A 26,142-nucleotide genomic window follows, 5' to 3' on the forward strand; every position below is an offset into this window, starting at 1 on the left:
CCCGCCGCCGACTTTATAGGGACGGCAGCGGGATTGACAATCAGCGGCGTGTGAGGGGAGCGCTTACACAATCCCCGCCGCGACTTGGCCGCGCAGGCGCTCCAGGCCGAGCAACGTCTCCGCACAGGCTGCCGCGACCTCGACGCCCTTGATCGCAAAGTGCCTGCGGAAGAAATCGTAGTGCACTTCGGTCTCGTGGAATTGCTGCGGCGTCAGCACCGCTGAGAACACCGGCACCTCGGTGCGGAGCTGCACGTCCATCAGCGCCTTGATCACGGTGTCGGCGACGAACTCGTGGCGATAGATGCCGCCGTCAACGACGAGGCCCGCCGCGACGATCGCGGTGTAGCGCCGGGTCTTGGCGAGGATCTGCGCGTGCAGCGGGATCTCGAACGAGCCCGGCACCTCGAACACGTCGACATGGGTGAGGTGGCGCGCTTCGGCCTCCTTCACGAAGGCGATGCGGGCTTCCTCGACCACGTCGCGGTGCCAGCAGGCCTGCACGAAGGCCACCCGCTGTGGCTTTGCGAAGCGCGGGTGTTCAGACGCCGGATCCTGCGGAACCGGCGGTTGGGTGACTTGAGAGGTTTCGGTTTGGGGATCTTGCAACATCTGATTCATGGCTTTCCTCAGTTAAGGACCAGAATCAGGGCACACGGAACGACAAACAGCCGCATCTTGCGATGCGTCTGCCACCGACCGTTCTCTTTCATCCGGACTTTAACCGTCGGCTTCGGAGTTGCACCGAATCTGCTGACCCTTCCCTTTGGGAATATCCCTTTTTCAGGAATATCCTTGGGGAAGGCGCTCGCGGGCTTAGGCCTTTCGACCCTTACCGCCGGTGGGGACTTTCACCCCGCCCTGAGAACATCGGCCGTTCGGAATGAACGACCTGACCGGAAATATGACGCCGGTAAGTGGCCACAGCAAGCCTGTTCCGCATGGGAAATCCGCATGGTCCCATGCCGCCATGGAGGTTCTCTTGGGGGTCCGGCCCTCGCGCGGCGGAATTAACGATTGGGCGCTTCCTGCGAGTCCGATTCCGATTTGTTCTTTTCGTTAATAATTATGGCGGAGATGAGCTGTGGACGAACGAGTCCTGACTTGTGGACGGACTCGGCAGCCGGTTGCGCAGATTCCGCAAATCACATCAGTTGATCCGCGACAAGCCCGCGCTGATCCCGGGATCGCAACAGCGACTCCTAACGGATCACCTTAGCAACGTTAAGGGAGCGCGCGCCGGACCAACTGCGTGCGTATCAAAGACAACAAAAAGGCAAGAGGTCGAGACGGCATGTCCCTGCTCGAAGGCACTATTGATTCCCGAAATCACCCGCTCGCGGTGGTCGAGGATATTGCTGCCAGCAACAACTGGCCGTTCGAACGCTCCGGCGAAGACGAACTCACGATTGTCTCGAAGGGACAATGGACCGACTACCAGATCTCCTTCACCTGGATGGGCGAGATCGAGGCGCTGCATCTGGCCTGCGCGTTCGACATGAAGGTTCCCGTCGCGCGCCGGCCGGAGGTGCAGCGGCTCGTTGCCGCGATCAACGAGCAGTTGTGGGTCGGGCATTTCGACCTGTGGACCAACACCGGCATGATCATGCATCGCCAGGCGCTGGTGCTGCCGGGTGGGCTCACCGCCTCGACCGCGCAATGCGAAGCCATGCTCGCCGGCGCCATCCACGCCAGCGAGCGCTATTTCCCGGCGTTCCAGTTCGTGGTGTGGGCGGGCAAGACCACGACGGAAGCAATGGACGCGGCGATGTTCGATACGGCGGGCGAGGCGTAGGCCTCCCTGAGACGGTGAGTGAGCCACCGCTCTCTCCTCACCGTCGTCCCGGCGAAGGCCGGGACCCATACCGCGTGATGTCTCCGTATCGTGCGATGCTTGTTGCCAACACCTTCATCCACTAAAACCATTCGTGGTTATGGGTCCCGGCCTTCGCCGGGACGACAGCTTTGTTTGTGGTGACCGCAGTGACCGACAACAGCACTCTCCAAAACATCACCGGCACCATCCTGCTTGCCGGCGCTGGCAAGATGGGCGGCGCGATGCTGACGGGGTGGCTTTCGGGCGGGCTCGATCCGCGCCGCGTCGCGGTGATCGATCCGCACCTCTCGCCCGAGATCAGCGCGCTTGCCGCGAAAGGCGTTGCGCTCAATCCTGATGTGAAGGCGGCAGGTCAGGTCGAGACGCTCGTCGTCGCGGTCAAGCCGCAATATTTTCGCGAGGCCGGCGCCGGGCTGAAGCCATTCGTCTCGGAGAAGACCTCGGTGGTGTCGATCATGGCGGGAACCACGATCGCCTCGCTTGGCGAGGTCTGCGGCGGCGCCGTGGTGCGCGCGATGCCGAACACGCCGGCCGCGATCGGCCGCGGCATCACCGTCGCGGTCGCGGCGAACAATGTCAGCGCGCATCAACGCGCAGTGGCCGATGCTCTGCTGCGTGCCACGGGCTCAGTCGAATGGGTCGAGGACGAAAGCCTGATGGATGCGGTCACCGCCGTCTCCGGCTCCGGCCCGGCCTATGTGTTCCTGCTTGCCGAGGAGCTCGCGCGCGCCGGCGTCGAAGCGGGACTGCCAGAGGCGCTGGCAACGAAGCTTGCACGCGAGACCGTCGCCGGCTCCGGCGAGCTCTTGCACCAATCGGAGCTTCCATCGAGCACGCTGCGCCAGAACGTCACCTCGCCCGGCGGCACCACCGCCGCAGCCCTCGGCGTGTTGATGGGTGAGCCCGGCCTGCGCGACCTGATGATCCGCGCGATCGCGGCCGCGACGCAGCGGTCGAAGGAATTGGCGAAGTAGCGGCTACGCCCCCAACCGCTTGTTGAACATCTCGACATTGACGAGACCGCGCGCATGGCGGCCCTCGCCGAGCTTGCGCGTGCCCTCGAACGCCTCGACCTCGAAGCGGATGATACGGCGTTCGACCGCAACCACCTTCGCTGTGGTCCGCACTGTTGCACCAACCAAGGCTGCCGCAAGATGGCGGATGTCGACCTCGGTGCCGACGGTGACCCAGCCCGGCCTTAGCGCCGCGCGGATCGCGTCGCCCGATGTCATCTCCATCTCCAGGATCATCATCGGGGTCGCATAGACCATGGGCATACCGGGCACGAAATGCCCGACCGTGCGCTCCACCGGCACCACCAGCGTGCGCTCAGCGCTCATGTCGATTGTGATGAAGTCGCGTGCGTCCATGGTGCCTCACACACGGTGTCGTCCCGGCGAAGGCCGGGACCCATAGCCACAGGCCGCAGTTTGGCGAAGGCTCGGAGTTTCCTGCTTGCGCCCACAACCGCTCCCTGGGGTTATGGGTCCCGGCCTTCGCCGGGACGACAGTCTTGGATGCCGCGCTAACCGTCGCTACTTCTTCGCCGCCGCCGCGCGCTCCACAAAGGTCTTGCCGCCCTTCATCTTGTGGGCGAGCGGAGCTTCGTTGATCTGGATGACGACGGCGTCGGCATCGACGCCGAGATTCTTCACCAGTGCCTGGGTGATGTCGCGCATCATGCCGGCCTTCTGTTCATCGGTGCGGCCCACGGCCATGCTGACGGTGATCTCAGGCATTGTCTTCTCCCTGCTGCGTTCGTCATGGCCGGGCTTGTCCCGGCCATCCACGTTCTCTTCCATCAAACAGGACGTAGATGCCCGGGACAAGCCCGGGCATGACGCTGCTTGCGAATGGCTAGCCCCAGCTCACGTCATGGCGCGCCAAGACCTCGCGCACTTTTGCGACGAGATCGGCTTCGCTGCACGAGAACTGCGCCGGGCGGCTCTCGCGCCATTCCTGGTTGGAGGCGATGGCGGCAGCCGCCTTCGCGCCCTCGACCAGATCCTTGATCTGCACCTCGCCGCGCGCTTTTTCATCCGAGCCCTGGATGATGACGCAGGGCGCGTTGCGGCGGTCGGCATATTTGAGCTGGTTGCCCATGTTCTTGGGATTGCCGAGATAGAGCTCGGCGCGGATGCCGGCGGTGCGCAGGTGAGCTACCATCTTCTGGTAATCGGCGACGCGGTCGCGGTCGAACACGGTGACGACGACGGGACCGAACTCAGGGCGCGTATCGAGCTTGCCGAGCAGCGTCAGCGCAGCCTGGAGCCGCGACACGCCGATCGAGAAACCGGTCGCCGGCACCGGCTCGCCGCGGAAGCGCGAGACGAGCCCGTCATAGCGGCCACCGCCACCGACCGAGCCGAAGCGCACGGGACGGCCCTTCTCGTCCTTGGTCTCGAGCAGGAGTTCGACCTCGTAGACGGGGCCGGTGTAATATTCGAGGCCGCGCACGACGGACGGATCGATCTTGATGCGGTCTGCACCGTAACCCGACGCCGTGACCAGCTTGGCAATCTCTTCCAGCTCACTCACGCCGGCCTGACCAACTTCGCTCTTGGCCAAATAGGTTTCTGCCGCCGCAATGGCCTCTTTCCAATCGTCGCGTGGTTTGGTGATGGCCAGAACCACGTCAGCTTCCGCCGCGCTCAAATTCGCGCCCTTCGTGAAGTCGCCCTTGCCTTCTTCGCCGCCATCCCACCTGCCGGGACCGAGCAATTTGCGCACTTCGTCGGCAGGAAACTTGTCGAGCTTGTCGATGGCGCGCAGCACAGTCAGTCTGCGCGCGGCGTTCTCATCGCCCGCGAGCCCGATTGCTTCCAGAACGCCGTCGAGCACTTTTCGGTTGTTCACCTTTACGACGTAGGAACCGCGCGCGATGCCGAGCGCCTCCATCGTGTCCGCCGCCATCATGCAGATCTCGGCATCCGCCGCCGGCGTCGCCGAGCCGACCGTATCCGCGTCGAACTGCATGAACTGGCGGAAGCGGCCGGGGCCGGGCTTCTCGTTGCGGAACACGTAGCCGACGCGATAGCTGCGGTAGGGCAGGACCAGACCATCGGTCCCGTATCGCTCGCCGACGTAACGGGCGAGCGGCGCGGTCAAATCGTAGCGCAGCGAAATCCACTGCTCGTCGTCGTCCTGGAACGAGAACACGCCCTCGTTCGGGCGATCCTGGTCGGGCAGGAATTTGCCGAGCGCGTCGGTGTATTCCATCGCCGGTGTCTCCACCGGCTCGAACCCGTAGAGCTCGTAGACGGCGCGAATTTTCTCGACCATCTCGCGCGTCGCCCGGATCGCGGCGGGATCGCGATCCTCGAGCCCGCGCGGCAGCCGCGCCTTCAGTTTCTGGGGTTTTTTGGTCATGTCGCTCGTTGCAAGCTTTGAAAGTCAACGTTGACTTACAGCATAAACGTTGGCTGACAACCCTGAAACGGCGCTTTTCACCTCGCCCCGCTTGCGGGGAGAGGTCGGAATGCGCGCGGAACGCGCGGATTCCCGGTGAGGGGGACTCTCCGCGAATCCGTCTTTCACCACCCCCGCGGAGACTCCCCCTCACCCTACCCTCTCCCCGCAAGCGGGGAGAGGGGAAGAGATCGAGACTCAAATCACCTTTTTGATCCAGCTGTGCGGATCGTTGGTGCGGCCGTACTGGATGTCGACGAGCTGCTTGCGCAGGCCCATGGCGACGGGGCCGGCGACGCCGCCGCTGATCTCGAAATCGCCGCTCACCGAGCGCACCTTGCCGATCGGCGAGATCACGGCGGCGGTGCCGCAGGCAAAAGCTTCCTTCAGCTTGCCGCTCGCCGCATCCTTGCGCCACTGGTCGATCGAATAGGGCTCCTCGCGCACCGTCTTGCCCGCATCCCTGGCGAGCGCGATGATGGAGTCGCGGGTGATGCCGGGCAAAATCGTGCCTAGCGGCGGCGTCGAGAGCGAGCCGTCGTCGAACACGAAGAAGACGTTCATGCCGCCGAGCTCCTCGATGTAGCGGCGCTCGATTGCGTCGAGGAAGACGACCTGATCGCAGCCGTGCTGGATAGCTTCGGCCTGCGCGCGCAGGCTCGCGGCATAGTTGCCGCCGCATTTGACGGCGCCCGTGCCGCCGATCGCGGCGCGTGTGTAATTCTCCGACACCCAGATCGACACCGGCGCAGGCCCGCCCTTGAAATAGGAGCCGACCGGCGAGGCAATCACCGCGAAGATGTATTCGGACGACGGCTTCACGCCGAGGAAGGTCTCGCTCGCGATCATGAAGGGCCGCAGATAGAGGCTGCCCTCGCCGCCCGGCATCCAGGCGCGGTCGATGCGCACGACCTGCTCGACCGCCTCGATGAAGACGTCCTCGGGGACCTGCGCCATCGCCATGCGGTCGGCCGAATCCTTGAAGCGCCGCGCATTGGCGTCGGGGCGGAACAGGTTCACGCCGCCGTCGTCGCGCTTGTAGGCCTTCAGTCCCTCGAAAATTTCCTGCGCGTAGTGCAGGACAGCGCCGGCCGGATCGAGCTGGAAATTGGCGCGCGCCTCGATGCGCGCCTCATACCAGCCGCCCTTGGCCTGGTTGTAGCGGACGATCGCCATATGATCGGTGAAGACCCGCCCGAAGCCGGGGTCCACCAGCTTGGCCACGCGGTCCTTTTCGGAGGTCGGATTGGATGCGGGCTGGATGTCGAATTTCATGCTCATGTCCTTGGCTCCCGCTGCCGATGGCGGCGCTGTTCTGGCGCCGGCCTGCCCTGTTCGGGCCCGGCTGGCTTGATTAGGTTCCTGGCTGGACCACCGCCAGCCTTGTTACGGCCGGTTTCCGTGGCCAGCATGTCGCCGAGGACATGCTTTTGCGGAAGGCGGAAGTCCAGTATGTTTTGCCGAAATGCCGCTCGACAATCGTACGGTAGATCTGATCCGGCCTTCGCCGCCTGTTCGGCACTCTCCGGCCGCCCTTGAAACTGCCACCCGACGCGAAACGATCTAAAATTTCGTGCGGGCTGATCGTTTTGTAACATTGAACCCAAGATACGTCAATATGCCTGACATAAATTTCGCGACTCCCTCTCATGACGCTGCCGAGACCAAGCCGGCCGCGCCCGAAGGAAGCAATTTGCGCTGGGATATCATCGAGCTGCTGTTCTTCGCCTATCGCGATTTCGTCGGCGATCCCGACCAGGAGCTGGAGGCATTCGGCTTCGGCCGGGCCCATCACCGCGTCATCCACTTCGTCTATCGTTATCCCGGGCTCAAGGTCGCCGACCTCCTCGATGTCCTGCGCATCACCAAGCAATCGCTCGGCCGCGTGCTCAAGCAGCTGCTGGACGAGGGCTACATCGTGCAGAAGACCGGCGACAACGATCGCCGCCAGCGCCTGCTTTACACAACACCCAAGGGCGAGGCGCTGGTGCAGAAGCTCGCCGGCCTCCAGACCACGCGGATCACCAAGGCGCTGGCCGAGATGGCGCCGCAGGATGCCGAGACCGTCAAGCGCTTCCTGCGCGCGATGATCGACCGCGAGGATCCGGACAAGGTGCTGGAGACGATCTTCGCCACCGTCAATCAAGACGCAAAGGAGTGACTGTGCCGCTCGCTGCCACGCTCGCCCGCCCGCCGGCGCAACCGGCCGACGATGCCCCGCATCTCCTGCTGGTCGACGACGACCGCCGCATCCGCGATCTGCTGTCGCGCTTCCTCGCCAGCGAAGGCTACCGTGTCACCACCGCCGCAAGCGCGGGCGATGCGCGGTCAAAACTGTTGGGCCTGCATTTTGACCTGTTGATCCTCGACGTCATGATGCCCGGCGAGACCGGCTTCGATCTTGCCCGCTTCATCCGGACATCTTCATCGGTGCCGATCGTGATGCTGACGGCCCGCCATGAAGCCGAAGCTCGCATCGAGGGCCTGCAAATCGGCGCCGACGATTACGTGGCAAAACCGTTCGAGCCGCGTGAGCTTGCGCTGCGCATCAACAACATCCTCAAGCGCGCCGCGCCACCGCCGCAGGCCGCATTGGTCGAGAAAATCGCATTCGGCCCCTACATCTATCATCTCGATCGCGGCGAGTTGCGCCAGGGCGAGGAGGTCATCCACCTCACCGACCGCGAGCGCGAGATGCTGCGCATCCTGTCGGAGGCGCCAGGCGAGACCGTGCCGCGCAGCGCGCTGACCGGCAATGGCAGCGTCAACGAGCGCGCCGTCGACGTGCAGATCAACCGCCTGCGGCGCAAGATCGAGACCGACCCCGCCAATCCCCTGTTCCTCCAGGCAGTGCGCGGCATCGGCTACCGGCTGGTGGCCTCGCCATAAGATCAGAGCGGTGAAACACGACCAATGAGCACGATTGACACCGGCCTGACGCTGCTCCGAAGCGCCGCCGGGCGCGTCTCCGCCGCCAATGGCTGGATGGGCAATGCGTTCAAGGGCTGGATGCCGACCGGTCTCTATGCCCGTGCGCTGCTGATCATGATCGTGCCGATGGTGATCCTCCAGACCGTGGTCGCCTTCGTGTTCATGGAGCGGCACTGGAACACGGTGACGCGGCGCTTGTCGCAGGCCGTGGTGCAGGACGTCGCCAGCCTCATTGACGTCTACAAGGGCTATCCGCAGGACAAGGACCGCGCGCAACTGCGCCGCATCGCCGAGCGCATGCAGCTCGTGGTCGATTTTCTTCCCGTCGGCGACATGCCGCCACCCGGACCAAAGCCGTTCTTCTCGCTGCTCGACCAGACGCTGTCGGTGCAGCTCGGCCGCCAGATCGGGCGCTCGTTCTGGATCGACACGGTTGGCCGCTCCAACCTCGTCGAGATCCGCATCCAGCTCGACGATGCCGTGATGCGCGTGTTCGCCCAGCGCAGCGCCGCCTACGCCTCGAACTCGGAAATCTTCCTGTTCTGGATGGTCGGCACGTCGTCGATCCTGCTGATCGTCGCGGTGCTGTTCCTGCGCAACCAGATCAAGCCGATCCTGCGGCTTGCCGACGCCGCCGAAAGCTTTGGCAAGGGCCGCGAGGCACCGAACTTCAGACCGCGCGGCGCGCGCGAGGTGCGGCGCGCAGCGGTCGCATTCCTGGAGATGAAATCGCGCATCGAGCGCACGATGGAGCAGCGCACCGCGATGCTCGCCGGCGTCAGCCACGATCTGCGCACCATCCTGACCCGCTTCAAGCTCGAGCTGGAGCTGATCGGCGACAGCCCCGAACTGGAGGGCATGCGCAAGGACGTCGACGAGATGTCGATGATGCTGGAGGACTACCTCGCCTTTGCCCGTGGCGATTCCGGCGAGCAATCGCAGCCGACCGACATGGCGCAGGCGCTCGAGGAGCTGCGCAGCGACGCCGAACGCCACGGCCATACCGCGACCGTGACCTTCCACGGCCTGCCCGTGGTGACCGTGAAGCCGGCCTCGTTCAAGCGCTGCCTCGCCAACCTCGTCACCAATGCCGCACGCTACGGCAAGAGCATCGCCATCACCGGCCAGCGCGATCACCGCTATCTGACCGTCACGGTCGACGACGACGGCCCCGGCATTCCCGCCCATTTGCGCGAAGAGGTGTTCAAGCCGTTCCTGCGGCTGGACAACGCCCGCAACCAGGACGAAGGCGGCACGGGCCTGGGGCTCGCGATCGCCCGCGACATCGCCCGTTCCCATGGCGGCGACATCACGCTCGGCGACAGCCCGATGGGCGGATTGCGCGCGAGCGTGCGGATTCCGGTTTAGCCGAACGTAGCCCGGATGGAGCGAAGCGTAATCCGGGACTTTACACGACGGAGATAGTGTCCCGGATTTTGCTTCGTTCCATCCGGGCTACGATCCTACTTACTTTGGCAGCAGCGCTTTCAGCTTGTCGACGTCGCGCACGTTCATCTTGAAGCCGCCGGGCATCACGATGTCGCCGGGCTTCTGATCGGGCTTGCAGGCCCCCACCCATTTGGCTTCGAGCGTCATGGTCGTGTCGCGCCCTGCGCTGCCGGCCGGGCCGCCCTGTGCATGCGAGGAGGTCTTCACCATGTAGGCCGAGTTGAAGTCGCCGACGATCTCGGCATGCGAGGTCGTGGTCATGCCGGCGACGTTGCACTCGGAATCGCTGACATAGCCGGTCGACGTCTTCTTGATGTCCTGCTTGGAGCAGATCTGCTTGGCCATCGGGGAGACGTTGTTGTTCATCTCCTTGTCGACGGTCTCGTCGGTGCAGTGCTGCATGGTCATTTCCGGCATCGCCGAGCCGCTCCTGACCATCTTCAATTCCCACAGACCGGCCTTGCGCACCGGCATATCGTCGGCGCGGGCCGCGCCTGCCGACAACACGAGGCAAACGACTGATCCGAGCAAAGCAAGCTTGCGCGTCATGCGGGAGACTCCCGGCTGAGATGTCTTCTTTTTCTCGGCGTTATCCTGGCGCTACGAGAACGCCTCAGTAGAGCGTGCGGATCGGCCGGTCGGCCGCGCCATAGGGCACCCAGCGGCAGGCAAACGAGATGTAGCCGCCCTCATAGGCCTGCACCGCGAGGAATTTGACCACCTTGTCATACCGCGCGCAGTGATCGACCGCGAGCTGCCGCGCATCGGCCTGGGCCGCCAGCGAATAGGCGATGATGCCGCCGGTGTCGTTGCCCTTGAAGGGTGGCACCGGCAAAATATCGGCGCGCGCCGACTGGCTCGCCATCAGTCCCAAGGCAAGAAGGCCCGCGGCCGCAATGATTCGCATTCCCGTCACTCCGATTGGTTGGCGGTAGTTTACGGTGCCGGCGCGGCGGTGGAAAGAACCGAACGCCGGCTGCTGCGACGTTCCGGTCAACTCGTGGCTAAGTGTTGCCGCGCTGCACTTGACCTGCCCCGGCCTTCGCGGCACCGTTCGGCCTCCGCAGATCATGCTGTCTGGATTGCCCATGCGCGCCTCGACCTCACTGAAATCGCTCCGTTTTGCCGCTGTGCTCGGCCTCATGTTCGGGGCGCTGTCGCTCGGTGAAGCCCGGGCCGCCAATCCGCTGGAGCTGAACTTCTGGCTGAGCGGGCCGCGTTATGACGGCCGCGTCGCCGATTGCGAGAAGGCGCTGCCGACGATCGCCACCCAATTCTGGGAGAAGGAAAGCTCCTTCTGGAATTCGTCGTTGAAGATCGAGGGCTTCTCGGCCGTCCACGAGACCGCGTTCCGGCCCTGGGCGTCCGACAATATCCCGCGCCGCTACTGCTCCGGCGAGGCCATGCTCAATGACGGCAAGATGCGCAAGGTGCACTTCTCGATCATCGAGGATGGCGGCTTCGCCGGTTACGGCCAGGGCGTCGAATGGTGCGTGGTCGGGCTCGACCGCAACTGGGCCTACAATCCGTCCTGCCGCGCGGCAAAGCCCTGATTCGGACCGATCAAGCGGCCGAACGGTCGCCGCTCGAAATTTGTTCTTGTAATGTTCCTATCGCCTGCTAGGCTCTTTTGCACAGTCTAGTTGAGGGGCGTCGCCATGTTTCATTCCAGATTGCATTCGTTCTCCCGCCTGATGATCTCGCTGACCCTTGCCCTCCTCCTTACGGCCGGGCTGGTTGGACTCGCCGGCAGCGCGACAGCGCAGGACAGGCGGCAGAACACGCCCGGCGAATTCGATTTCTATGTGCTGTCGCTGTCCTGGTCGCCCTCGTTCTGCGAGGAAGCGGCGGAGCGCGGCGGGCGCTCGCAAATCCAGTGCGGCGGACGGCCCTACGCTTTCGTGGTGCACGGCCTGTGGCCGCAATATGAGAACGGCTTTCCGGAATATTGCCAGCGGCCGTCGCCGCGGCTGAACCGCAACATCGTCTCCTCGATGCTCGATTTGATGCCGGCGCCGGGCCTGATCTTCAACGAATGGGACAAGCACGGCACCTGCTCCGGGCTCACCGACCGCAATTATTTCGAGACCATCCGCAAAGCCCGCGCCGCGATCAAGATTCCGGCCGAGTATCTCGACCTATCGCAAGCCAAGACGGTGGCCCCGGCCGAGGTCGAGGAAGCCTTCATCAAGGCCAATCCCGGCTTGAGCAATGCCGCCGTCTCGGTGACCTGCAACCGGACACGGCTCTCCGAGGTCCGCATCTGCCTCAGCAAGGATTTGCAATTCCGCGCCTGCGAGGAGATCGACCGCCGCGCCTGCCGCCGCGACCAGCTGACGATGCCGCCGATCAGGGGTGGATAGAGCCGCACCGCCCCGGAATGACAGCAGTTACTTTCATCGCACGATGTCGTAACTCTGCACCATGAACTACCGTCACGCCTTTCACGCCGGCAGCTTCGCCGATGTCATCAAGCACATCGTGCTCGCGCGCATCCTGACCTATTTGCAGGACAAGCCGGCCGCGTTCCGCGTCATCGACACCCATGCGGGCGCCGGCCTCTATGATCTCGAGAGCGATGAGGCGAAGCGCGGTGGCGAGTGGCTGACGGGGATCGCGCGGCTGATGCAGGCGCGCCTCTCGAACGACACCATCGCGCTGACGAAGCCCTATCTCGACATCGTCCGCGCCTACAATCCGAAGGGCGAGCTCAAGGCCTATCCGGGCTCGCCGCTGATCGCGCGCGGCCTGATGCGGCCGCAGGATCGCCTCGTCGCCTGCGAGCTCGAGCCGAAAGCGCGAAAGGCGCTCATCGACGTGCTGCGCCGCGATGAACAGGCCCGCGTGGTCGATCTCGACGGCTGGGTCGCGCTGCCGGCCTTCGTGCCGCCGAAGGAGCGCCGCGGACTCGTGCTGATCGACCCGTCCTTCGAAGCGAAGGACGAGTTCGAAAAGCTGGGCGCGGCCTTCTCCACAGCCTTCGCGAAATGGCCGACCGGTATCTATGTAATCTGGTATCCGGCCAAGAGCCGCCGTGCCACCGACGCGCTGGCGCAATTGGTGGCGCGGACCGCAGCCGCAGCAAAGTCGCCGGCAAAATGCCTGCGGCTCGAATTCAGCGCCGCACCGCAGATTGACGGCGCACCGCTCACGTCCACCGGGCTGTTGATCGTCAATCCGCCCTATACGCTGCAAGGCGAGCTGAAGACGATCCTGCCCGAGCTGGAAATGCCGCTCGGCCAGGGCGGCGCTGCCAGATTCCGATTAGAGGTGCCGAAGCCGTAACACTCCGGCATTCTTGGGAAAAATATGCAGTAACCGTAGTCAATCTGCAAAGAACCGTATTATGCTGTTTCCGTGACTGGCTTTACGTTCCGCTTCCGCGAATGGTTGCGGCGGAGTGAAGGCCTAAGAAAGATCCAGTCGGACCGAATGGTCTGCCCAAGGATGGCCAGCTCCCGGGCTTCGTAAGGCCCGGTCATGCCGCGACGCGCGTCTGCGTTGTGGCGGAGGAGCAATGAGGGGGAGTTTCCCGATGGCCATGACGGGAACGGTCAAGTTCTTTAACGGCGAGCGCGGCTACGGCTTTATCAAACCGGACGACGGCGGTCGCGATGTCTTCGTTCACATCACCGCTGTGGAGCGAGCGGGACTGAAGGATCTTGCCGAAGGACAGCGTATCACATTCGAGGTCGAACCGGACAAGAAGGGGAAGGGGCCAAAGGCGGTCAATTTAGTGATCCTCTCCTAGCGGGCCTCACTCAAAAAAAATCTGGCGCAAAAAAAAATCCCGGCCGCGAGCGGCCGGGAGGCTGTTGTCCGGTATTTTCTTATTCGCCTATCAGAAGTGATAGTTCACGCCTGCGCGCACAACGCTGGCGCTATAGCCGTTTGACACGCCTGTAATTGCGAACTGGCTCGTCGACAGATCGATGTAGAGGTATTCGAGCTTCGCGCTCCAGTTCGGCGCGAAGCCGACTTCCGCGCCAACACCGGCGGTCCAGCCGGCGGTGGTGTGCGACTCCGTCCAGCCAAATGTCTGCGCGCGGAGTTCGCCGAAGGCGAGGCCGGCGGTGCCGTAGAACAGGACGTTGCTGAAGGCGTAGCCAGCGCGGCCGCGCAAGGTGCCGAACCATGGATTGGAGAACTTCCACGGCGCGAAAGTGTCGTCGGCACCAGCGGCCTGGATGTCACCCTCGACGCCGAACACCCACGGGCCGCTCTGGAAATTGTAGCCGGCCTGCACGCCGCCGACGAAGCCGGAGGGCTTCACGGGCGTGTTGCTCACCGAGCCCCACTCGTAGCCGACATTGGCGCCGATATAGGGGCCGGCCCAGCTATAGGAATTGAGCGGCTGATTGACGGTATAGGGCGCACGCTGCCCGTAATTAAGATCGGCGGCCTCTGCCGAAGCTGTCCAGCCGGCTGCAACCAACGCGGCTGCGCCCACAACGAGCCTCTTCATCGGTACTCTCCAACGCAACTACCACCCCGTGCGATGCCTGCACCGCCGCGCAAGGCAAAACCGCATGGTTACGGAACCAAGAACTTTTCGCGTAAGATTTATCGAGAGTTTTAAGTTAAAGGCCTGTTAAGACCCGTTACCGCGCTGTTAACAGACTTAAGGAAGCGTTACCGGGAACTGCGGCCGCCATCCTGTGCGTGCGGCATTGCCGGAACTTCAAATCGGCACCCTCAGCGCCTAAATTCGTCCCATGGTTCACGATTCCCCCGACAATCCGAACGACGCGCGCGCGCGCAAATCGCCGCGCGGCACCGCACCGGACGCCCCGCCCGAGGGGCTGACGCCGCCGGACCTCGATCCCGCCACCGCGAGCGGCGACGACGAGGACGATGCGCGACTGCCGGACATCCTGGAAGAGAGCGGCGCGGTCGGCGAAGAGCCATTGGCGACCGGCCATGAGGCGATTGAGCGCGCGGTCCGGCTCGCCCCGACATCGCCCGGCGTCTATCGCATGCTCGCTGCGAACAGCGACGTGCTCTATGTCGGCAAGGCCAAGAACGTCAAAAAGCGCCTGTCCAACTACGCGCGCCTCAGTGCGCCGCAGCCGGCGCGCATCCTGCGCATGATCGCGGCGACAGTCTCCGTGGAGATCGTCTCGACCACGACCGAGACCGAGGCGCTTCTGCTCGAGGCCAACCTCATCAAGCAGCTCCGCCCGCGCTTCAACGTGCAGCTCCGCGACGACAAGTCGTTTCCCTACATCCTGATCACTGGCGACCATTGGGCGCCGCAGATCCTGAAGCATCGCGGCGCGCAGAGCCGCCCCGGGCGTTATTTCGGCCCGTTCGCCTCCGCCGGCGCGGTCAACCGCACCATCACGGCGTTGCAGCGCGCGTTCCTGATCCGCTCCTGCACCGATTCCTTCTTCGAGAGCCGCTCGCGGCCCTGCCTGCTCTACCAGATCCGCCGCTGCGCCGGCCCCTGCACCCGCGAGATCGACTTCCCCGGCTATACGACGCTGGTGCGCGAGGCGACCGACTTCCTGTCCGGCAAGAGCCAGGCAGTGAAGCAGGAGCTCGCGGGCGAGATGGAGAAGGCCTCCGGCGAGCTCGAATTCGAGAGCGCGGCGCTCTACCGCGACCGCCTCGCTGCGCTGTCCGCGATCCAGTCGCAGCAGGGCATCAATCCGCGCACGGTGGAGGAAGCCGACGTGTTCGCCATCCACCAGGACGGTGGCTTCTCCTGCGTCGAAGTGTTCTTCTTCCGCACCGGACAGAACTGGGGCAACCGCGCCTATTTCCCGCGGGCAGAGAAGACCTTTACGCCGGAAGAGGTGCTCGGCTCCTTCCTCGCCCAGTTCTACGACGACAAGCCGCCGCCAAGGAACATCCTGCTCTCGCACGAGATCGAGGAGAGCGAGCTGCTCGAAAACGCCTTGTCGATCAAGGCCGGCCACAAGATCGAGGTCTCCACGCCGAAGCGCGGCGAGAAGAAGGAGCTCGTCACCCACGCCCTGACCAATGCGCGCGAGGCTTTGGGCCGCAAGCTCGCCGATACCGCGACCCAGAGCCGCCTGCTCGACGCGATGGCGACGACGCTCAGCCTGCCGCATCCGCCGAAGCGCATCGAGGTCTACGACAACAGCCACATCCAGGGCACCAATGCGGTCGGCGCCATGATCGTCGCCGGTCCGGATGGTTTCGTGAAAAACCAGTACCGCAAGTTCAACATCAAGTCGGAAGGGCTCACGCCCGGCGACGATTACGGCATGATGCGTGAGGTGCTGGAGCGCCGCTTCAAGCGCCTGATCAATCCGCCCGAAGACGGTGCGGCCAAGGCCAAGGACGACGACTTCCCGCAATGGCCAGATCTCGTGGTCATCGACGGCGGCCGCGGCCAGCTCAACGCCGTTCGGGAGATTTTTACAAATCTCGGGCTGACCCAGGTGTCGCTGATGTCGGTGGCCAAGGGACCGGACCGGGATGCCGGCCGCGAGACCCTGTTCATGCCGGAGCGCGAGGCGATCAAGCTGGAGCCACGCGACCCCGTGCTCTATTTCATTCAGCGGCTGCGGGACGAGGCCCACCGCTTCGTCATCGGCTCGCACCGCAAGCTGCGCAAGAAGGACATCCGCGAGGCCGGTTTGCAGGAGATTCCGGGCATCGGCCCGTCACGCAAACGTGCCTTGCTGCATCATTTCGGAACTCTGAAGGAGATCGAACGGGCCTCGATCGTCGATCTCGGCAAGGTTCCGGGGGTGAGCGCCGAGAGCGCCCGCAGGATTTTCGACTATTTCCATCCCCAGCCGGGGTGAACTAAAGGGGCCGCGGTCATATGGTCGTCGCATGCCGCACCCCATTTGGGAGCGGGATAGTTGACCTTCAGGCCACAGCGGTATTGGTAGGACGGATGAACATCGCCACGACACGAGGGACAACCAGCCGCGCGATGTCCCTCCCGAACATGCTGACCTATGGCCGGATCGCCGCGATCCCGGTCGTGGTCGGGTGCATCTATGCGCAGTCGATTCTGGATCAGCCACTGTGGTTGCGCTGGGTCGCGGTCGCCATTTTCATCGCGGCCGCAGTGACCGATTACCTCGACGGCTATTACGCGCGGATCTGGAATCAGCAATCGGCGTTCGGCCGGATGCTCGACCCGATCGCCGACAAGCTCTTGGTCGCCTCCTGCCTGCTGATGCTGGCTGCCGACGGCATCATCCATGGCTGGTCGCTGTGGGCCGCCATCGTGATCCTGTGCCGCGAGATCCTGGTCTCGGGCCTGCGGGAATATCTCGCCGCGCTACGCGTCAGCGTGCCCGTGACCAACCTCGCCAAGTGGAAGACGACGGTTCAGCTCGTTGCGATCGGCTTCCTGCTCGCTGGCCCGGCCGGCGACGAGGCGGTGCCGATCGTCTCGATGATCGGACTGGCGCTGCTGTGGGCCTCGGCCATCCTCACCATGTACACCGGCTACGACTATTTCCGTGCCGGCATCCATCACCTCATCAAGGAGGATGAGGGATGAAGCTGAAATACTTCGCCTGGGTGCGCGAGCGCGTCGGCATGGCCGAGGAGACCATCGAGCCTCCGGGAAGCGTGCGCACCGTGGAGGAGCTGATCGCCTGGCTGTCCGGCCGGAGCGAGGCCTATGCCTACGCGTTCGAGAAGCCAAAAGTCATCCGCGCCGCGATCGACCATACCCACGTCAAGTCGGACGCCACGATCGCCGGCGCCCGCGAGATCGCGTTCTTCCCGCCGATGACCGGCGGCTAGGCCAGCCATGACCTCCCCTGTCGCCACCGGCGCCGTCACCATCCGCATCCAGGAAGACGATTTCGACATTGCGCGCGAAATCGCGAGCCTGACCAGGAGCCGCACCGATATCGGCGCGGTCGTGAGCTTCTCCGGCATCTGCCGCGCCGACGAGGACAGCGCGAAGATTTCAGCGCTCACGCTCGAGCATTATCCAGGCATGGCCGAGGACGAGATCAAGCGCCATGTCGACGAGGCCATTTCGCGCTGGCCGCTCAACGGCGTCACCATCATTCACCGCGTCGGCCGCTTCATGCCCGGCCAGAACATCGTGCTGGTGCTAACCGCCTCGCAACACCGCAAAGCGGCGTTCGAGGCGGCCGAGTTCTTGATGGATTACCTCAAGACCAGCGCACCGTTCTGGAAGAAAGAAGAGAGCGCCACCGGCACCGGCTGGGTCGAGGCCCAGGCCCGTGACGACGAGGCCGCCGCGCGCTGGACCCGATCCTGATGGCAAGAGCATCCAAAAAGACCGCGCGCAGCCGCGCCGCGCCAAAACTCGCCAAGGTCGGCCGTGGCGAGCTTCTGACGCTGCTCGATTTCGTCCGCTACGCGGTGAGCCGCTTCACGGAGGCCAAGCTCGCCTTTGCCCATGGCACCACCGACCCCGTCGCGGAAGCGGCCTTCCTGGTCTGCGAAGCGCTGCATCTGCATCCCGACCAGTTCGAGACCTTTGCCCACGCGCGCGTCACGGCGGCGGAAGGCAAGACCATCCTCGATCTCATCCACAAGCGCGTCACCACGCGCAAACCGGCCGCCTATCTCGTCAACAAGATCTACATGCGCGGCCTGCCCTTCTATGTCGACGAGCGCGTCATCGTTCCGCGCTCCTTCATCGGCGAATTGCTGGAGTCGCATTTCGGCGGCGATGGCGAGGCTGGCTCGCTGATCGACGATCCCTCGTCCATCGAGCGCGTGCTCGATCTCTGCACCGGATCCGGGTGTCTGGCGATCCTTGCCGCGCATCATTTCCCGAACGCCGCCGTCGATGCGGTCGACATCTCCAAGGGCGCGTTCGAGGTTGCGACACGTAATGTCGGGGAGCACGGGCTCGATGAGCGCATCACGCTCTATCGCGGCGATTTGTTCGCGCCGCTCGGCGATGCACGTTACGACCTGATCATCACCAACCCGCCTTACGTCGACGCGGAAGGCATGGCGGCGCTGCCGCCGGAATGCCGGGCCGAACCGAAGCTCGCCTTCGACGGTGGCGCCGACGGCCTCGACGTGGTCCGCCGCATCCTGCGCGATGCGCCCGACCATCTCACGCCGGACGGCGGCCTCATCTGCGAGATCGGCCGCGGCCGCGACCTGGTCGACGAGGCCTTCCCGGAACTGCCGCTGCTCTGGCTCGACACCGAGGAATCCGAGGGCGAGGTGTTCTGGATCGCGGCGGCCGATCTCGGCTGATCCGCAACGGCTGGCGCGCTCCGGCGGAACAAGTCAAACGCCGCCACGTTCATCCCCGAATAAGGGTTTTCGACTTTCAGAGGGATGTCCGCATGCTTGCGCCATCGGGCGAATTGCTGCGCGCCGGCTTGGCGCTCAAGCTCAACCACGTCAAACGCGCCACACAATCCTATCTTCGCGACCGAACGAACCACGCAACCGGCAAGGTAACCTCTTACGCAGTGGCCGGCGGACTGTTCGCGGTGGCGGCCTTATTCGTCATCGCAGCCTTTTTCGTCGGCCTGATGGCGCTGTACCGTTGGGTTGCACTCACTTACGGACAGTTCTGGGGGTTCGGCGCGGTCGGCGCCGTGCTTCTGATGCTGGCCGCGATCTGTGCCGGCGCGGCCATAGCTCAGATGAATCGTAAGACCAGGCCGATCGTGCCGCTCGCCAGCCGCCTGCGCGTGGCGGTCGTCACCCCGCGCGTTCCGCGCGGAACGGTCGGACAGGCCCTGAAGGAGGTCGCGACGACGATTCCGCTGGTACCGCACGCGCCGGGCGAACGAAGCCATGGCGGCAAGGCGCGGCTGGCTCGCGCCAACCGCCCGGTGCAGCTCGGCGTCATGATCGCCGCTGTCGGGTTGCTGGGCTTCGCGGCAGCGCGCCGCAAGCGCGGCAGGCATGGACTGGACGCCTGAATGCGTGCGGGGCGCTCCGACCAGCTCGACAGTTGGGTCCTGGTCGCCGCCACGGCAATCTTCGTGCTGACCGCGAAGCGCTACTTCGAGGACTCCGGGTTCGTCCGATCCGGACCTCCGCAAGACCACCGGAACAATGAGGCAAATTCGCCGGAAACAAACCCTGCGGGCGCAGCGATGCAGCCCGGCCATGGCCGTCGCGCGAGAAGCCCGTTCGGGATTCCCTGGCCTGGCTGGAAGGATATTTTCTGGCGCACCTATCAGCGCATCGACGACGATCGCCTGCTGGCGACTGCAGGTGGCGTCGTTTTCTTCGGACTGCTCGCGGTCTTTCCCGCAGTGACGGCGCTCGTCTCGTCCTACGGACTGTTCGCCGATCCCTCCACGATCAGCGCCAACCTTCAGACGCTGGCGATGATGCTGCCCGAGGGCGCGTTCCAGATTGTCGAGGATCAGGTTGCGCGCGTCGTATCAAATGGCAATACAGCGCTCGGCATCACCTTCCTGTCCGGCCTCGTGCTCGCGATCTGGAGCGCCAATGCCGGCGTCAAATCCATCTTCGACGCCCTCAATGTCGCCTATGAGGAACGCGAGAAGCGCAGCTTCATCCGGCTGAACCTGATTTCTCTGGCCTTCACGATCGGCGCCATCTTAGCACTGCTTTTGATGGTGGCTGCCGTGGTCGCGTTCCCGCTCGCGCTCGATCATCTCGGCATCGCTCCGGAGAGCCAGCTGATCGCCGCACTCGCACGCTGGCCGCTGCTGCTCGTCATCCTGCTCGCGGCGCTCGCGATCCTCTACCGCTTCGCACCCAGCCGCGACGCACCGCGCTGGCAATGGCTGAGCATCGGCGCGATGGCGGCCGCCATGCTTTGGATCTCCGGCTCGGCGCTGTTGTCCTGGTACCTGTCGAAATTCGCGAATTACAACGCGACCTACGGCTCGCTCGGCGCAGCGATCGGCTTGATGATGTGGATGTGGATGTCGGCGATTGTGATCATGTTCGGGGCCGAGCTGAACTCCGAGGTGGAGCGGCAGACTCTGCACGACACGACCACCGGGCGGCCCAAGCCGCTCGGCAGTCGCGATGCCGTATCAGCCGATACGGTCGGCGCCGCGGCGCCGAGCTGACCGAACTCCGCCTCAGCGCTTGGTGATGACGGCTTCGAGATATTCGCTATGCACCACCACCGTGCCGTCATCGGCGTGGTTAAACTCGGCGAGCAGCGTCATCAGATCGCGCTTCAGCGCAGCCTGGCCGGTCTCGTCGAGCGCGGCGAAGGCTTTCAGCATCGGGCCGTAGAACGACTTGAAGACCTCGAGCCAGTGCTCCGGCGAGCGATAGCGGAACACGAACATGCGTGGCTCGGCGGCGATCTCCGAGGCCTGGCTTCCGAACATCTCCTGAAGCCGCGCCGGCGTGCCCCACAGCGCCGGCGACTTCACACCCGCCGGCGGCGGCAAATGCTTGCCGATGGTCTTGAAGAGCTGGCCGATAAAGCCCTGCGGCGTCCAGTTGGCGAGGCCGATCTTGCCGCCGGACTTGCAGACCCGCGCGAGTTCTGACGCCGCCTTGTCCTGGTCCGGCGTGAACATGACGCCGAAGGTCGAGACCACGACATCGTAGCTGGCATCCGGAAACGGCAGCGCCTCGGCGTCTGCCTCGCGGAATTCGATCGTCAGATGCTCGGCTGTCGCCCGCTCGCGGCCACGCTTGAGCAGCTCCGGCACATAATCGGTGGATGTGACGTCGCACCAGCGCCGCGCCGCGGCCAGTGTCACATTGCCGTTGCCGGCGGCAACGTCCAGCACCTTGCTGCCGGCGCGCAAATCCAGCGCCTCGCAGAGCTGCTCGCCGACGATCTGCAAGGTGGTGCCGACGACGGCATAGTCGCCGGACGACCAGGCGCCGTGCTGGCGCTGCTTGACGGCGACGAGATCGGGTTGGACTGTGGCCTGCGCGCTGAGCGCTGCGGATGTCGACATGGCAATCTCCTGCGGTTGAAACTGCCGGGACGATAGGGCGCTGGCGGTTCGCTGGCCTTGAGAGTGGCGTTATTTTACGCTGAGAGTACCTTGATTTCCGGGCAGGAGCCGAGGCAAGGCGTGGCGTTTCAATTCGAGGATTTCGTGCTCGATCCCGAGCGCCGCGAATTGTGGCGGGCGGATATGCTCGTCGCGCTCGAGCCCCAGGTGTTCGATCTCCTGCTCTATCTGATCGGCAACCGCGAGCGCGTGGTGACGCGGGATAATATGCTCGATGCTGTCTGGAACGGCCGCGTCGTCTCGGAATCGACGCTGACCAGCCGGATCAATTCGGCACGGCGCGCGGTTGGCGACACCGGCGAGGAGCAGCGGCTGATCCGCACCGTCGCGCGCAAGGGCGTGCGCTTCGTCGGCGAGGTCACAGAACGTTCCTCTGCAGCCCCACCGCCTGCGGCAGGCAAGCCGTCCGACGCGACAGGCGCAGAATTGCCGCTCCCCGACCGTCCGGCGATCGCCGTGCTGCCCTTCACCAATATGAGCGGCGAAGCCGAGCAGGATTATTTCTCCGACGGAATCAGCGAGGACATCATCACCGCGCTGTCGAAGCTGCGCTGGTTCTTCGTCATCGCGCGCAACTCGTCGTTCATCTACAAGGGCCGCACGGTTCATTTGCGCCAGGTCGCCGAAGAGCTTGGCGTTCGCTATGTCGTCGAAGGCAGCGTTCGCAAGGACGGCGACCGTGTCCGCATCACCGCGCAGCTCAACGACGTCGCCACCGGCAGCCATCTCTGGGCCGAACGCTACGACCGCGAGCTCGCCGACGTCTTCGCCGTGCAGGACGAGATCACCGAAGCGATCGTCGCCGCGATCGAGCCGCAGCTCTATGCCGCGGAGAATTTTCGCGCCCAGCGCAAGCCGCCCGACAGCATGGACGCTTGGGATCTGCTGATGCGCGCGCTGTCGCACTATTGGCGGGTGACGCGGCAGGACCACGTGGTGGCGCAGGCCCTGCTCGAAAAGGCCATCGCGCTCGACCCGAACTACGGCAAGGCGCTCGGGCTGCTCGGCACCAGCTACATGTTCGCGGCGCATATGGGCTGGATGGAGATGGCCGCCGCGATCTCCGTCGCCGAGCGCGCGGCACGTGCCGCGATTCGCGCTGACGACGAGGATGCCTGGGCGCATAATGCGCTCGGTCATGTTCATCTGTTCGCGCGGCGGTTCGACGACTCGCTGGCCGAGTTCGAGACCGCGCTGCGGCTCAATCCAAACTTTGCGCTGGCGCAGGGTTATTACGGCCTGGCGCTCGGCTATTGCGGCCGCTGGCGGGACGCCGACGCGGCCGCGCGCCGGGCGATCCGCCTCAGCCCGCGCGACCCCTACGCCCCGGTCTATTTCGGCATCGCCGCCTATGCCCGCTTCCTCGGCGGCGATTATGAGGAGGCGATCCGGCTCGCGCAGGAAGCCTTGCGCCAGCGCAGCGACTTCGTCGGCGCACACAGGGTGCTGACCGCGGCCGCCGCCATGGCGGGTCACGGCACGATCGCCAGCGTCGCGCTGAAGGAACTCCGCCGCGCCCAGCCGAACGTCTCGCTGGCCTGGATCGCCGAGTTCATGCCGATCAGGCTCGCCCCCGACCGTGAGCGCTACCTCGAAGGCTTTCGCCGGGCTGGCCTGACTTGAGCCGCGAACAGGCCGCTATCCCCTCGAATCAACAATGATGTTAGGGTGATGCGGCTTGGGGAGCATGAGGCGTGACGGGTTCGGATAGCGACCCGTGTTTTCCCGGTGAGGCAGTCAGCACTTGAGGCGTAACGCGCGGCATGATTCGCATTTCGACGATCTTCATCGCCATCTGCATGGTTCTGGTCGCGGCCTCGCTCGGGCTTGTGCTCTACTCGGTCGCCGGCATCAGCGGAACCGAATCTGCGATCGTGGCGCTGACCGCGCTGACCTTCCTGATCCTCTACAACGCGGTGTCGATGCGGCTGCGCGACCGCAGCGACGTCGGCGGCCAGATCGCCGATCTGTCGCGCGGCACCGCCGACCTCGCCCGCCAGGTGGCCGAGTTCGGCCGCCGGCTCGCGGCGGTCGAGGGACGCATCGCCTCGTCCAATTCGACCAATTCCGACCGCATCCAGTCGGTGGTCGGCGAGATCAACGAGCTCGGCGGGCTGGTCAGGCAGCTCGCTGCCACGGTGTCGGCCCACGAGGACCTGCTCGCTGACGGCACGCCGGCTCCTGCCCCGGCTCCGCTCGCGAAGCCTGAACTGGAGGGGCCGATTGATCTGATCGCCATGCCCGACGAGCGCCCGGTTGCGCCGCGGCCCCCGCTCCCGGCAGCGCCGCGGCCCGCACCCGCACCAATGGTCCATGCCGCTGCTGGCGCACGCAACCAGACCCAGATGCTGGCGACGCTGCGCAACGCCATCGACGAGAACCGCATCGACATCTTCCTCCAGCCGATGGTGACGCTGCCGCAGCGCAAGGTGCGCTTCTATGAGGCGGTGACGCGGGTGCGCGACGAGCGCGAACAGATGATCGCCGCCGAGGAGTTCATCAGCCTCGCTGAGGCCTCCGGCCTGATCGGGCGCATCGACAATATGGTGATGCTGCGCTGTGTGCAGGTGCTGCGCCGGCTGATGGTGCGCAACAAGGATGTCGGCGTGTTCTGCAACGTCGCGGCCTCCACGCTCGGCAACTCCACCACCTTCGCACAATGCCTCGATTTCCTCGAGGCCAACCGGGCGCTGGCGCCGTCACTGGTGCTGGAGTTCAAGCAGTCGACCTTCCGCAGCCTCGGCCCCGCCGAGACCGAAAACCTCGCCGCGCTCGCGCAGCGCGGCTTCCGCTTCTCGATCGACCATGTCACGGATCTGCGGATCGAGCCGCGCGAGCTCGCCGACCGTGGCGTGCGCTTCATCAAGGTGCCCGCGTCCCTCCTGCTCGACCCCAGGCAGGCGTCGACCTCGGACATTCATCCCTCCGACCTGTCCGACCTGCTCGGCCGCTTCGGCATCGACCTGATCGCCGAGCGGATCGAGGGCGAGCGCGCAGTGGTCGATCTGCTCGACTATGACGTGCGGTTCGGCCAGGGCTTTCTGTTCGCGCCGCCCCGGCCATTGCGACCCGAGGGGGCTTCTGCTACCGCCGGGGCCGCGCCGAACCAGGCGCAGGACATTCAGGGATCTAATGGCTCCGGTACACCCAGCCCGGGCGCAACATCTGCCGCCCCTCCGTCACCACGCATCACCGGCAACGCGGCGCTCGCGCGCCGTGTCTGATCGGCCGCGCGCATCATGACCGCGCTGCATTTCGCCGAAAGCCTGCGCGAGCTCGTGGGCGGAGTTGAGGTCGTGCTCAGCGACATCTGGGGCGTGGTCCATAACGGCCTGGAATCCTTCCCCGAGGCCTGCGAGGCACTGCACACCTATCGCAGCCGTGGCGGTACGGTGATCCTGATCACCAATGCGCCGCGCCCGGCCGACTCCGTGCAGCGGCAATTGCGCAAGCTCGGCGTCGCCGACGAGACCTATGACGCGATCGTCTCCTCCGGCGATCTGACGCGGCTCTATGTCGCCGACCATCCTGGCCGGAAAATGTTCTGGCTCGGCCCCGAGCGCGACAACTCGATCTATCGCGGCCTCGATGCGGTGCTCGCGCCGCTGGAAGAGGCCGACTACATCGTCTGCACCGGTCTCTACGACGACGAGACCGAGACGGCGGAAGACTATCGCGGCATGATGCTGAAGGCGCGCGAGCGCAAGCTGACGCTGGTCTGTGCCAACCCCGACATCGTGGTGGAGCGCGGCGACCGGCTGATCTACTGCGCCGGCGCGATCGCGGAGCTCTATCGCGAGCTCGGTGGCGAGGTGATCTTCTACGGCAAGCCGCACCGGCCAATCTATGAGCGTGCGATGCGGCTGGCCGGCGAACGCCAGGGCCACCAGATCGATCGGAAGAAGGTGCTGGCGATCGGCGATTCCGTCCGCACCGACCTCACCGGCGCGCGCGAATTCGGTATCGACTGCCTGTTCGTCACCCGCGGCATCCATTCCGAGGAGTTCGAGGGCCTCGACCAGCTCGACCCGGCATCCGTGATGGAATTGTTCGGCCACCCGCCGAAGGCGCTGATGCGCGAGTTGAAGTGGTAGCGATCTAGCGTCCGGACAAATGCAGAAGGCCCGGGACCAGCCCGGGCCTTCCGAATTCAGCCGATGGCTCTGATAGCGCCTTACGCGCTCGCCATGTCCGGGAAGACCGCCTCGATCTTGGTCTTCAGCGTCGCCGCGTTGAACGGCTTGACGATGTAATTGTTCACGCCGGCCTTCTTGGCCGCGATCACGTTCTCGGTCTTGGATTCTGCCGTGATCATGATGAAGGGCGTGGTGGCGAGGTTGGGATCCGCGCGCACTTCGCGCAGCAGGTCGTAACCCGTCATCGGCTCCATGTTCCAATCGGAGATCACGAGGCCGTACTTCTTGCCGCGCATCTTGTTCAGCGCTGCCGAACCGTCGCTGGCATCATCGATGTTCTCGAAGCCAAGCTGCTTCAGCAGATTCCTGATGATACGGATCATGGTGCTGTAGTCGTCCACCACTAGAACCGACATCGACAAATCAACCGCCATCTCGACTCCCCCAACGCATACCCAGGAAATAT

The 26,142-nt window shown here is 64.7% G+C and carries 29 protein-coding genes and 1 riboswitch; of the genes, 19 read left to right on the top strand and 10 right to left on the bottom strand.

What is annotated here, in order from left to right; translation table 11 throughout:
• Nucleotides 1-63: 63 nt before the first annotated feature.
• Nucleotides 64-621: a 6,7-dimethyl-8-ribityllumazine synthase gene (locus UP06_RS16115; protein WP_045003772.1), complete on the bottom strand. Its 558-nt coding sequence runs from the start codon at nt 619-621 to the stop codon at nt 64-66.
• 76 nt (nt 622-697) lie between these two features.
• A riboswitch (FMN riboswitch) is annotated at nt 698-873 on the bottom strand.
• 421 nt (nt 874-1,294) lie between these two features.
• Here UP06_RS16115 and UP06_RS16120 point away from each other — a divergent pair.
• Together UP06_RS16120 and proC are read left to right on the top strand one after the other, a co-directional pair.
• Nucleotides 1,295-1,795 carry a type III secretion system chaperone family protein gene (locus UP06_RS16120; RefSeq protein WP_045003773.1) on the top strand — a complete coding sequence of 167 codons (501 nt, stop codon included), beginning with the start codon at nt 1,295-1,297 and terminating at the stop codon, nt 1,793-1,795.
• 170 nt (nt 1,796-1,965) lie between these two features.
• Nucleotides 1,966-2,811: a pyrroline-5-carboxylate reductase gene (gene proC / locus UP06_RS16125; RefSeq protein ID WP_045003775.1), complete on the top strand. Its 846-nt coding sequence runs from the start codon at nt 1,966-1,968 to the stop codon at nt 2,809-2,811.
• 3 nt (nt 2,812-2,814) lie between these two features.
• Here the strand turns inward: proC and UP06_RS16130 are convergent, their stop codons facing one another.
• From UP06_RS16130 to UP06_RS16145, 4 genes are all read right to left on the bottom strand, one after another.
• The gene (locus tag UP06_RS16130; protein WP_045003777.1) at nt 2,815-3,207 is read right to left on the bottom strand and encodes a thioesterase family protein; all 393 of its coding nucleotides are present in this window, start codon (nt 3,205-3,207) and stop codon (nt 2,815-2,817) included.
• Nucleotides 3,208-3,372: 165 nt separating this feature from the next.
• On the bottom strand, nt 3,373-3,639 hold the full coding sequence (locus tag UP06_RS16135; protein ID WP_283806032.1) for a tautomerase family protein: 267 nt from the start codon (nt 3,637-3,639) through the stop codon (nt 3,373-3,375).
• Nucleotides 3,640-3,694: 55 nt separating this feature from the next.
• Nucleotides 3,695-5,206: a histidine--tRNA ligase gene (hisS, locus tag UP06_RS16140; RefSeq protein ID WP_045003779.1), complete on the bottom strand. Its 1,512-nt coding sequence runs from the start codon at nt 5,204-5,206 to the stop codon at nt 3,695-3,697.
• 237 nt (nt 5,207-5,443) lie between these two features.
• Nucleotides 5,444-6,526, bottom strand: coding sequence for a branched-chain amino acid aminotransferase (locus UP06_RS16145; RefSeq protein ID WP_045003781.1), 1,083 nt, complete (start codon nt 6,524-6,526; stop codon nt 5,444-5,446).
• Nucleotides 6,527-6,863: 337 nt separating this feature from the next.
• Here UP06_RS16145 and UP06_RS16150 point away from each other — a divergent pair, with 337 nt between their 5' ends.
• From UP06_RS16150 to UP06_RS16160, 3 genes are read left to right on the top strand one after another with little or no spacing between them, the layout of a single operon-like run.
• Nucleotides 6,864-7,406 (top strand): MarR family winged helix-turn-helix transcriptional regulator, encoded by a 543-nt coding sequence (locus UP06_RS16150; protein ID WP_045003783.1) that lies wholly within the window; start codon nt 6,864-6,866, stop codon nt 7,404-7,406.
• The gene (locus tag UP06_RS16155; protein WP_045003785.1) at nt 7,403-8,134 is read left to right on the top strand and encodes a response regulator; all 732 of its coding nucleotides are present in this window, start codon (nt 7,403-7,405) and stop codon (nt 8,132-8,134) included. Before UP06_RS16150 ends, UP06_RS16155 begins: the two co-directional genes overlap by 4 nt.
• Nucleotides 8,135-8,158: 24 nt before the next feature.
• The gene (locus UP06_RS16160) at nt 8,159-9,544 is read left to right on the top strand and encodes an ATP-binding protein (RefSeq protein WP_045003787.1); all 1,386 of its coding nucleotides are present in this window, start codon (nt 8,159-8,161) and stop codon (nt 9,542-9,544) included.
• A gap of 99 nt (nt 9,545-9,643) precedes the next feature.
• On the opposite strand, the gene UP06_RS16165 is transcribed toward UP06_RS16160, so the two are convergent.
• Together UP06_RS16165 and UP06_RS16170 are read right to left on the bottom strand one after the other, a co-directional pair.
• Nucleotides 9,644-10,174, bottom strand: a complete 531-nt coding sequence (locus UP06_RS16165; RefSeq protein ID WP_045003788.1) for a DUF3617 domain-containing protein — start codon at nt 10,172-10,174, stop codon at nt 9,644-9,646.
• Between the two features lie 64 nt (nt 10,175-10,238).
• A complete protein-coding gene (locus UP06_RS16170; RefSeq protein WP_045003790.1) occupies nt 10,239-10,532 on the bottom strand; it encodes a hypothetical protein in 294 nt (97 codons plus the stop codon).
• A 181-nt stretch (nt 10,533-10,713) separates the two neighbouring features.
• Between UP06_RS16170 and UP06_RS16175 the strand changes: the two genes are divergently transcribed.
• The 4 genes from UP06_RS16175 (at nt 10,714) to UP06_RS16190 (ending at nt 13,376) form a co-directional block, all read left to right on the top strand.
• Nucleotides 10,714-11,178 carry a hypothetical protein gene (locus UP06_RS16175; protein WP_045003792.1) on the top strand — a complete coding sequence of 155 codons (465 nt, stop codon included), beginning with the start codon at nt 10,714-10,716 and terminating at the stop codon, nt 11,176-11,178.
• A 105-nt stretch (nt 11,179-11,283) separates the two neighbouring features.
• Nucleotides 11,284-11,988: a ribonuclease T2 family protein gene (locus UP06_RS16180; RefSeq protein WP_045003795.1), complete on the top strand. Its 705-nt coding sequence runs from the start codon at nt 11,284-11,286 to the stop codon at nt 11,986-11,988.
• 61 nt (nt 11,989-12,049) lie between these two features.
• Nucleotides 12,050-12,910 carry a 23S rRNA (adenine(2030)-N(6))-methyltransferase RlmJ gene (locus UP06_RS16185; protein WP_045003797.1) on the top strand — a complete coding sequence of 287 codons (861 nt, stop codon included), beginning with the start codon at nt 12,050-12,052 and terminating at the stop codon, nt 12,908-12,910.
• Nucleotides 12,911-13,160: 250 nt separating this feature from the next.
• Complete coding sequence (locus UP06_RS16190; RefSeq protein WP_008544396.1) at nt 13,161-13,376, top strand: cold-shock protein; 216 nt, start codon at nt 13,161-13,163, stop codon at nt 13,374-13,376.
• A gap of 90 nt (nt 13,377-13,466) precedes the next feature.
• Here the strand turns inward: UP06_RS16190 and UP06_RS16195 are convergent, their stop codons facing one another.
• Nucleotides 13,467-14,090, bottom strand: coding sequence for an outer membrane protein (locus tag UP06_RS16195; RefSeq protein WP_045003804.1), 624 nt, complete (start codon nt 14,088-14,090; stop codon nt 13,467-13,469).
• Nucleotides 14,091-14,340: 250 nt separating this feature from the next.
• Here UP06_RS16195 and uvrC point away from each other — a divergent pair, with 250 nt between their 5' ends.
• The 7 genes from uvrC to UP06_RS16230 all read left to right on the top strand — a co-directional run bounded on the left by uvrC (nt 14,341) and on the right by UP06_RS16230 (nt 20,625).
• Nucleotides 14,341-16,404, top strand: a complete 2,064-nt coding sequence (uvrC, locus tag UP06_RS16200; RefSeq protein ID WP_045003806.1) for an excinuclease ABC subunit UvrC — start codon at nt 14,341-14,343, stop codon at nt 16,402-16,404.
• A 95-nt stretch (nt 16,405-16,499) separates the two neighbouring features.
• Nucleotides 16,500-17,117 carry a CDP-diacylglycerol--glycerol-3-phosphate 3-phosphatidyltransferase gene (gene pgsA, locus UP06_RS16205; protein ID WP_045003808.1) on the top strand — a complete coding sequence of 206 codons (618 nt, stop codon included), beginning with the start codon at nt 16,500-16,502 and terminating at the stop codon, nt 17,115-17,117.
• Nucleotides 17,114-17,365 carry a molybdopterin converting factor subunit 1 gene (gene moaD / locus UP06_RS16210; protein WP_045003810.1) on the top strand — a complete coding sequence of 84 codons (252 nt, stop codon included), beginning with the start codon at nt 17,114-17,116 and terminating at the stop codon, nt 17,363-17,365. Before pgsA ends, moaD begins: the two co-directional genes overlap by 4 nt.
• A 7-nt stretch (nt 17,366-17,372) precedes the next feature.
• Complete coding sequence (locus UP06_RS16215; RefSeq protein WP_045003811.1) at nt 17,373-17,855, top strand: molybdenum cofactor biosynthesis protein MoaE; 483 nt, start codon at nt 17,373-17,375, stop codon at nt 17,853-17,855.
• Entirely contained in the window at nt 17,855-18,814 is a 960-nt protein-coding gene (gene prmB, locus UP06_RS16220; RefSeq protein ID WP_045003812.1) for a 50S ribosomal protein L3 N(5)-glutamine methyltransferase, read from the top strand. Before UP06_RS16215 ends, prmB begins: the two co-directional genes overlap by 1 nt.
• 92 nt (nt 18,815-18,906) lie before the next feature.
• Complete coding sequence (locus tag UP06_RS16225; protein ID WP_045003813.1) at nt 18,907-19,494, top strand: phage holin family protein; 588 nt, start codon at nt 18,907-18,909, stop codon at nt 19,492-19,494.
• Entirely contained in the window at nt 19,495-20,625 is a 1,131-nt protein-coding gene (locus UP06_RS16230; protein WP_045003814.1) for a YihY/virulence factor BrkB family protein, read from the top strand.
• Nucleotides 20,626-20,637: 12 nt separating this feature from the next.
• Here UP06_RS16230 and UP06_RS16235 read toward each other — a convergent pair whose 3' ends face one another.
• Complete coding sequence (locus UP06_RS16235) at nt 20,638-21,480, bottom strand: class I SAM-dependent methyltransferase (protein WP_045003815.1); 843 nt, start codon at nt 21,478-21,480, stop codon at nt 20,638-20,640.
• A gap of 120 nt (nt 21,481-21,600) precedes the next feature.
• Here UP06_RS16235 and UP06_RS16240 point away from each other — a divergent pair, with 120 nt between their 5' ends.
• The 3 genes from UP06_RS16240 (at nt 21,601) to UP06_RS16250 (ending at nt 25,634) form a co-directional block, all read left to right on the top strand.
• Nucleotides 21,601-23,163: a winged helix-turn-helix domain-containing tetratricopeptide repeat protein gene (locus tag UP06_RS16240; RefSeq protein WP_045003817.1), complete on the top strand. Its 1,563-nt coding sequence runs from the start codon at nt 21,601-21,603 to the stop codon at nt 23,161-23,163.
• A 140-nt stretch (nt 23,164-23,303) separates the two neighbouring features.
• On the top strand, nt 23,304-24,764 hold the full coding sequence (locus UP06_RS16245; RefSeq protein WP_045003818.1) for an EAL domain-containing protein: 1,461 nt from the start codon (nt 23,304-23,306) through the stop codon (nt 24,762-24,764).
• 15 nt (nt 24,765-24,779) lie between these two features.
• Complete coding sequence (locus UP06_RS16250) at nt 24,780-25,634, top strand: TIGR01459 family HAD-type hydrolase (RefSeq protein ID WP_045003819.1); 855 nt, start codon at nt 24,780-24,782, stop codon at nt 25,632-25,634.
• Between the two features lie 80 nt (nt 25,635-25,714).
• Here UP06_RS16250 and UP06_RS16255 read toward each other — a convergent pair whose 3' ends face one another.
• Nucleotides 25,715-26,110, bottom strand: coding sequence for a response regulator (locus tag UP06_RS16255; protein WP_007596883.1), 396 nt, complete (start codon nt 26,108-26,110; stop codon nt 25,715-25,717).
• Nucleotides 26,111-26,142: the final 32 nt, after the last annotated feature.

This window comes from Bradyrhizobium sp. LTSP857 (assembly GCF_000938285.1).
Classification (GTDB): Bacteria; Pseudomonadota; Alphaproteobacteria; order Rhizobiales; family Xanthobacteraceae; genus Bradyrhizobium.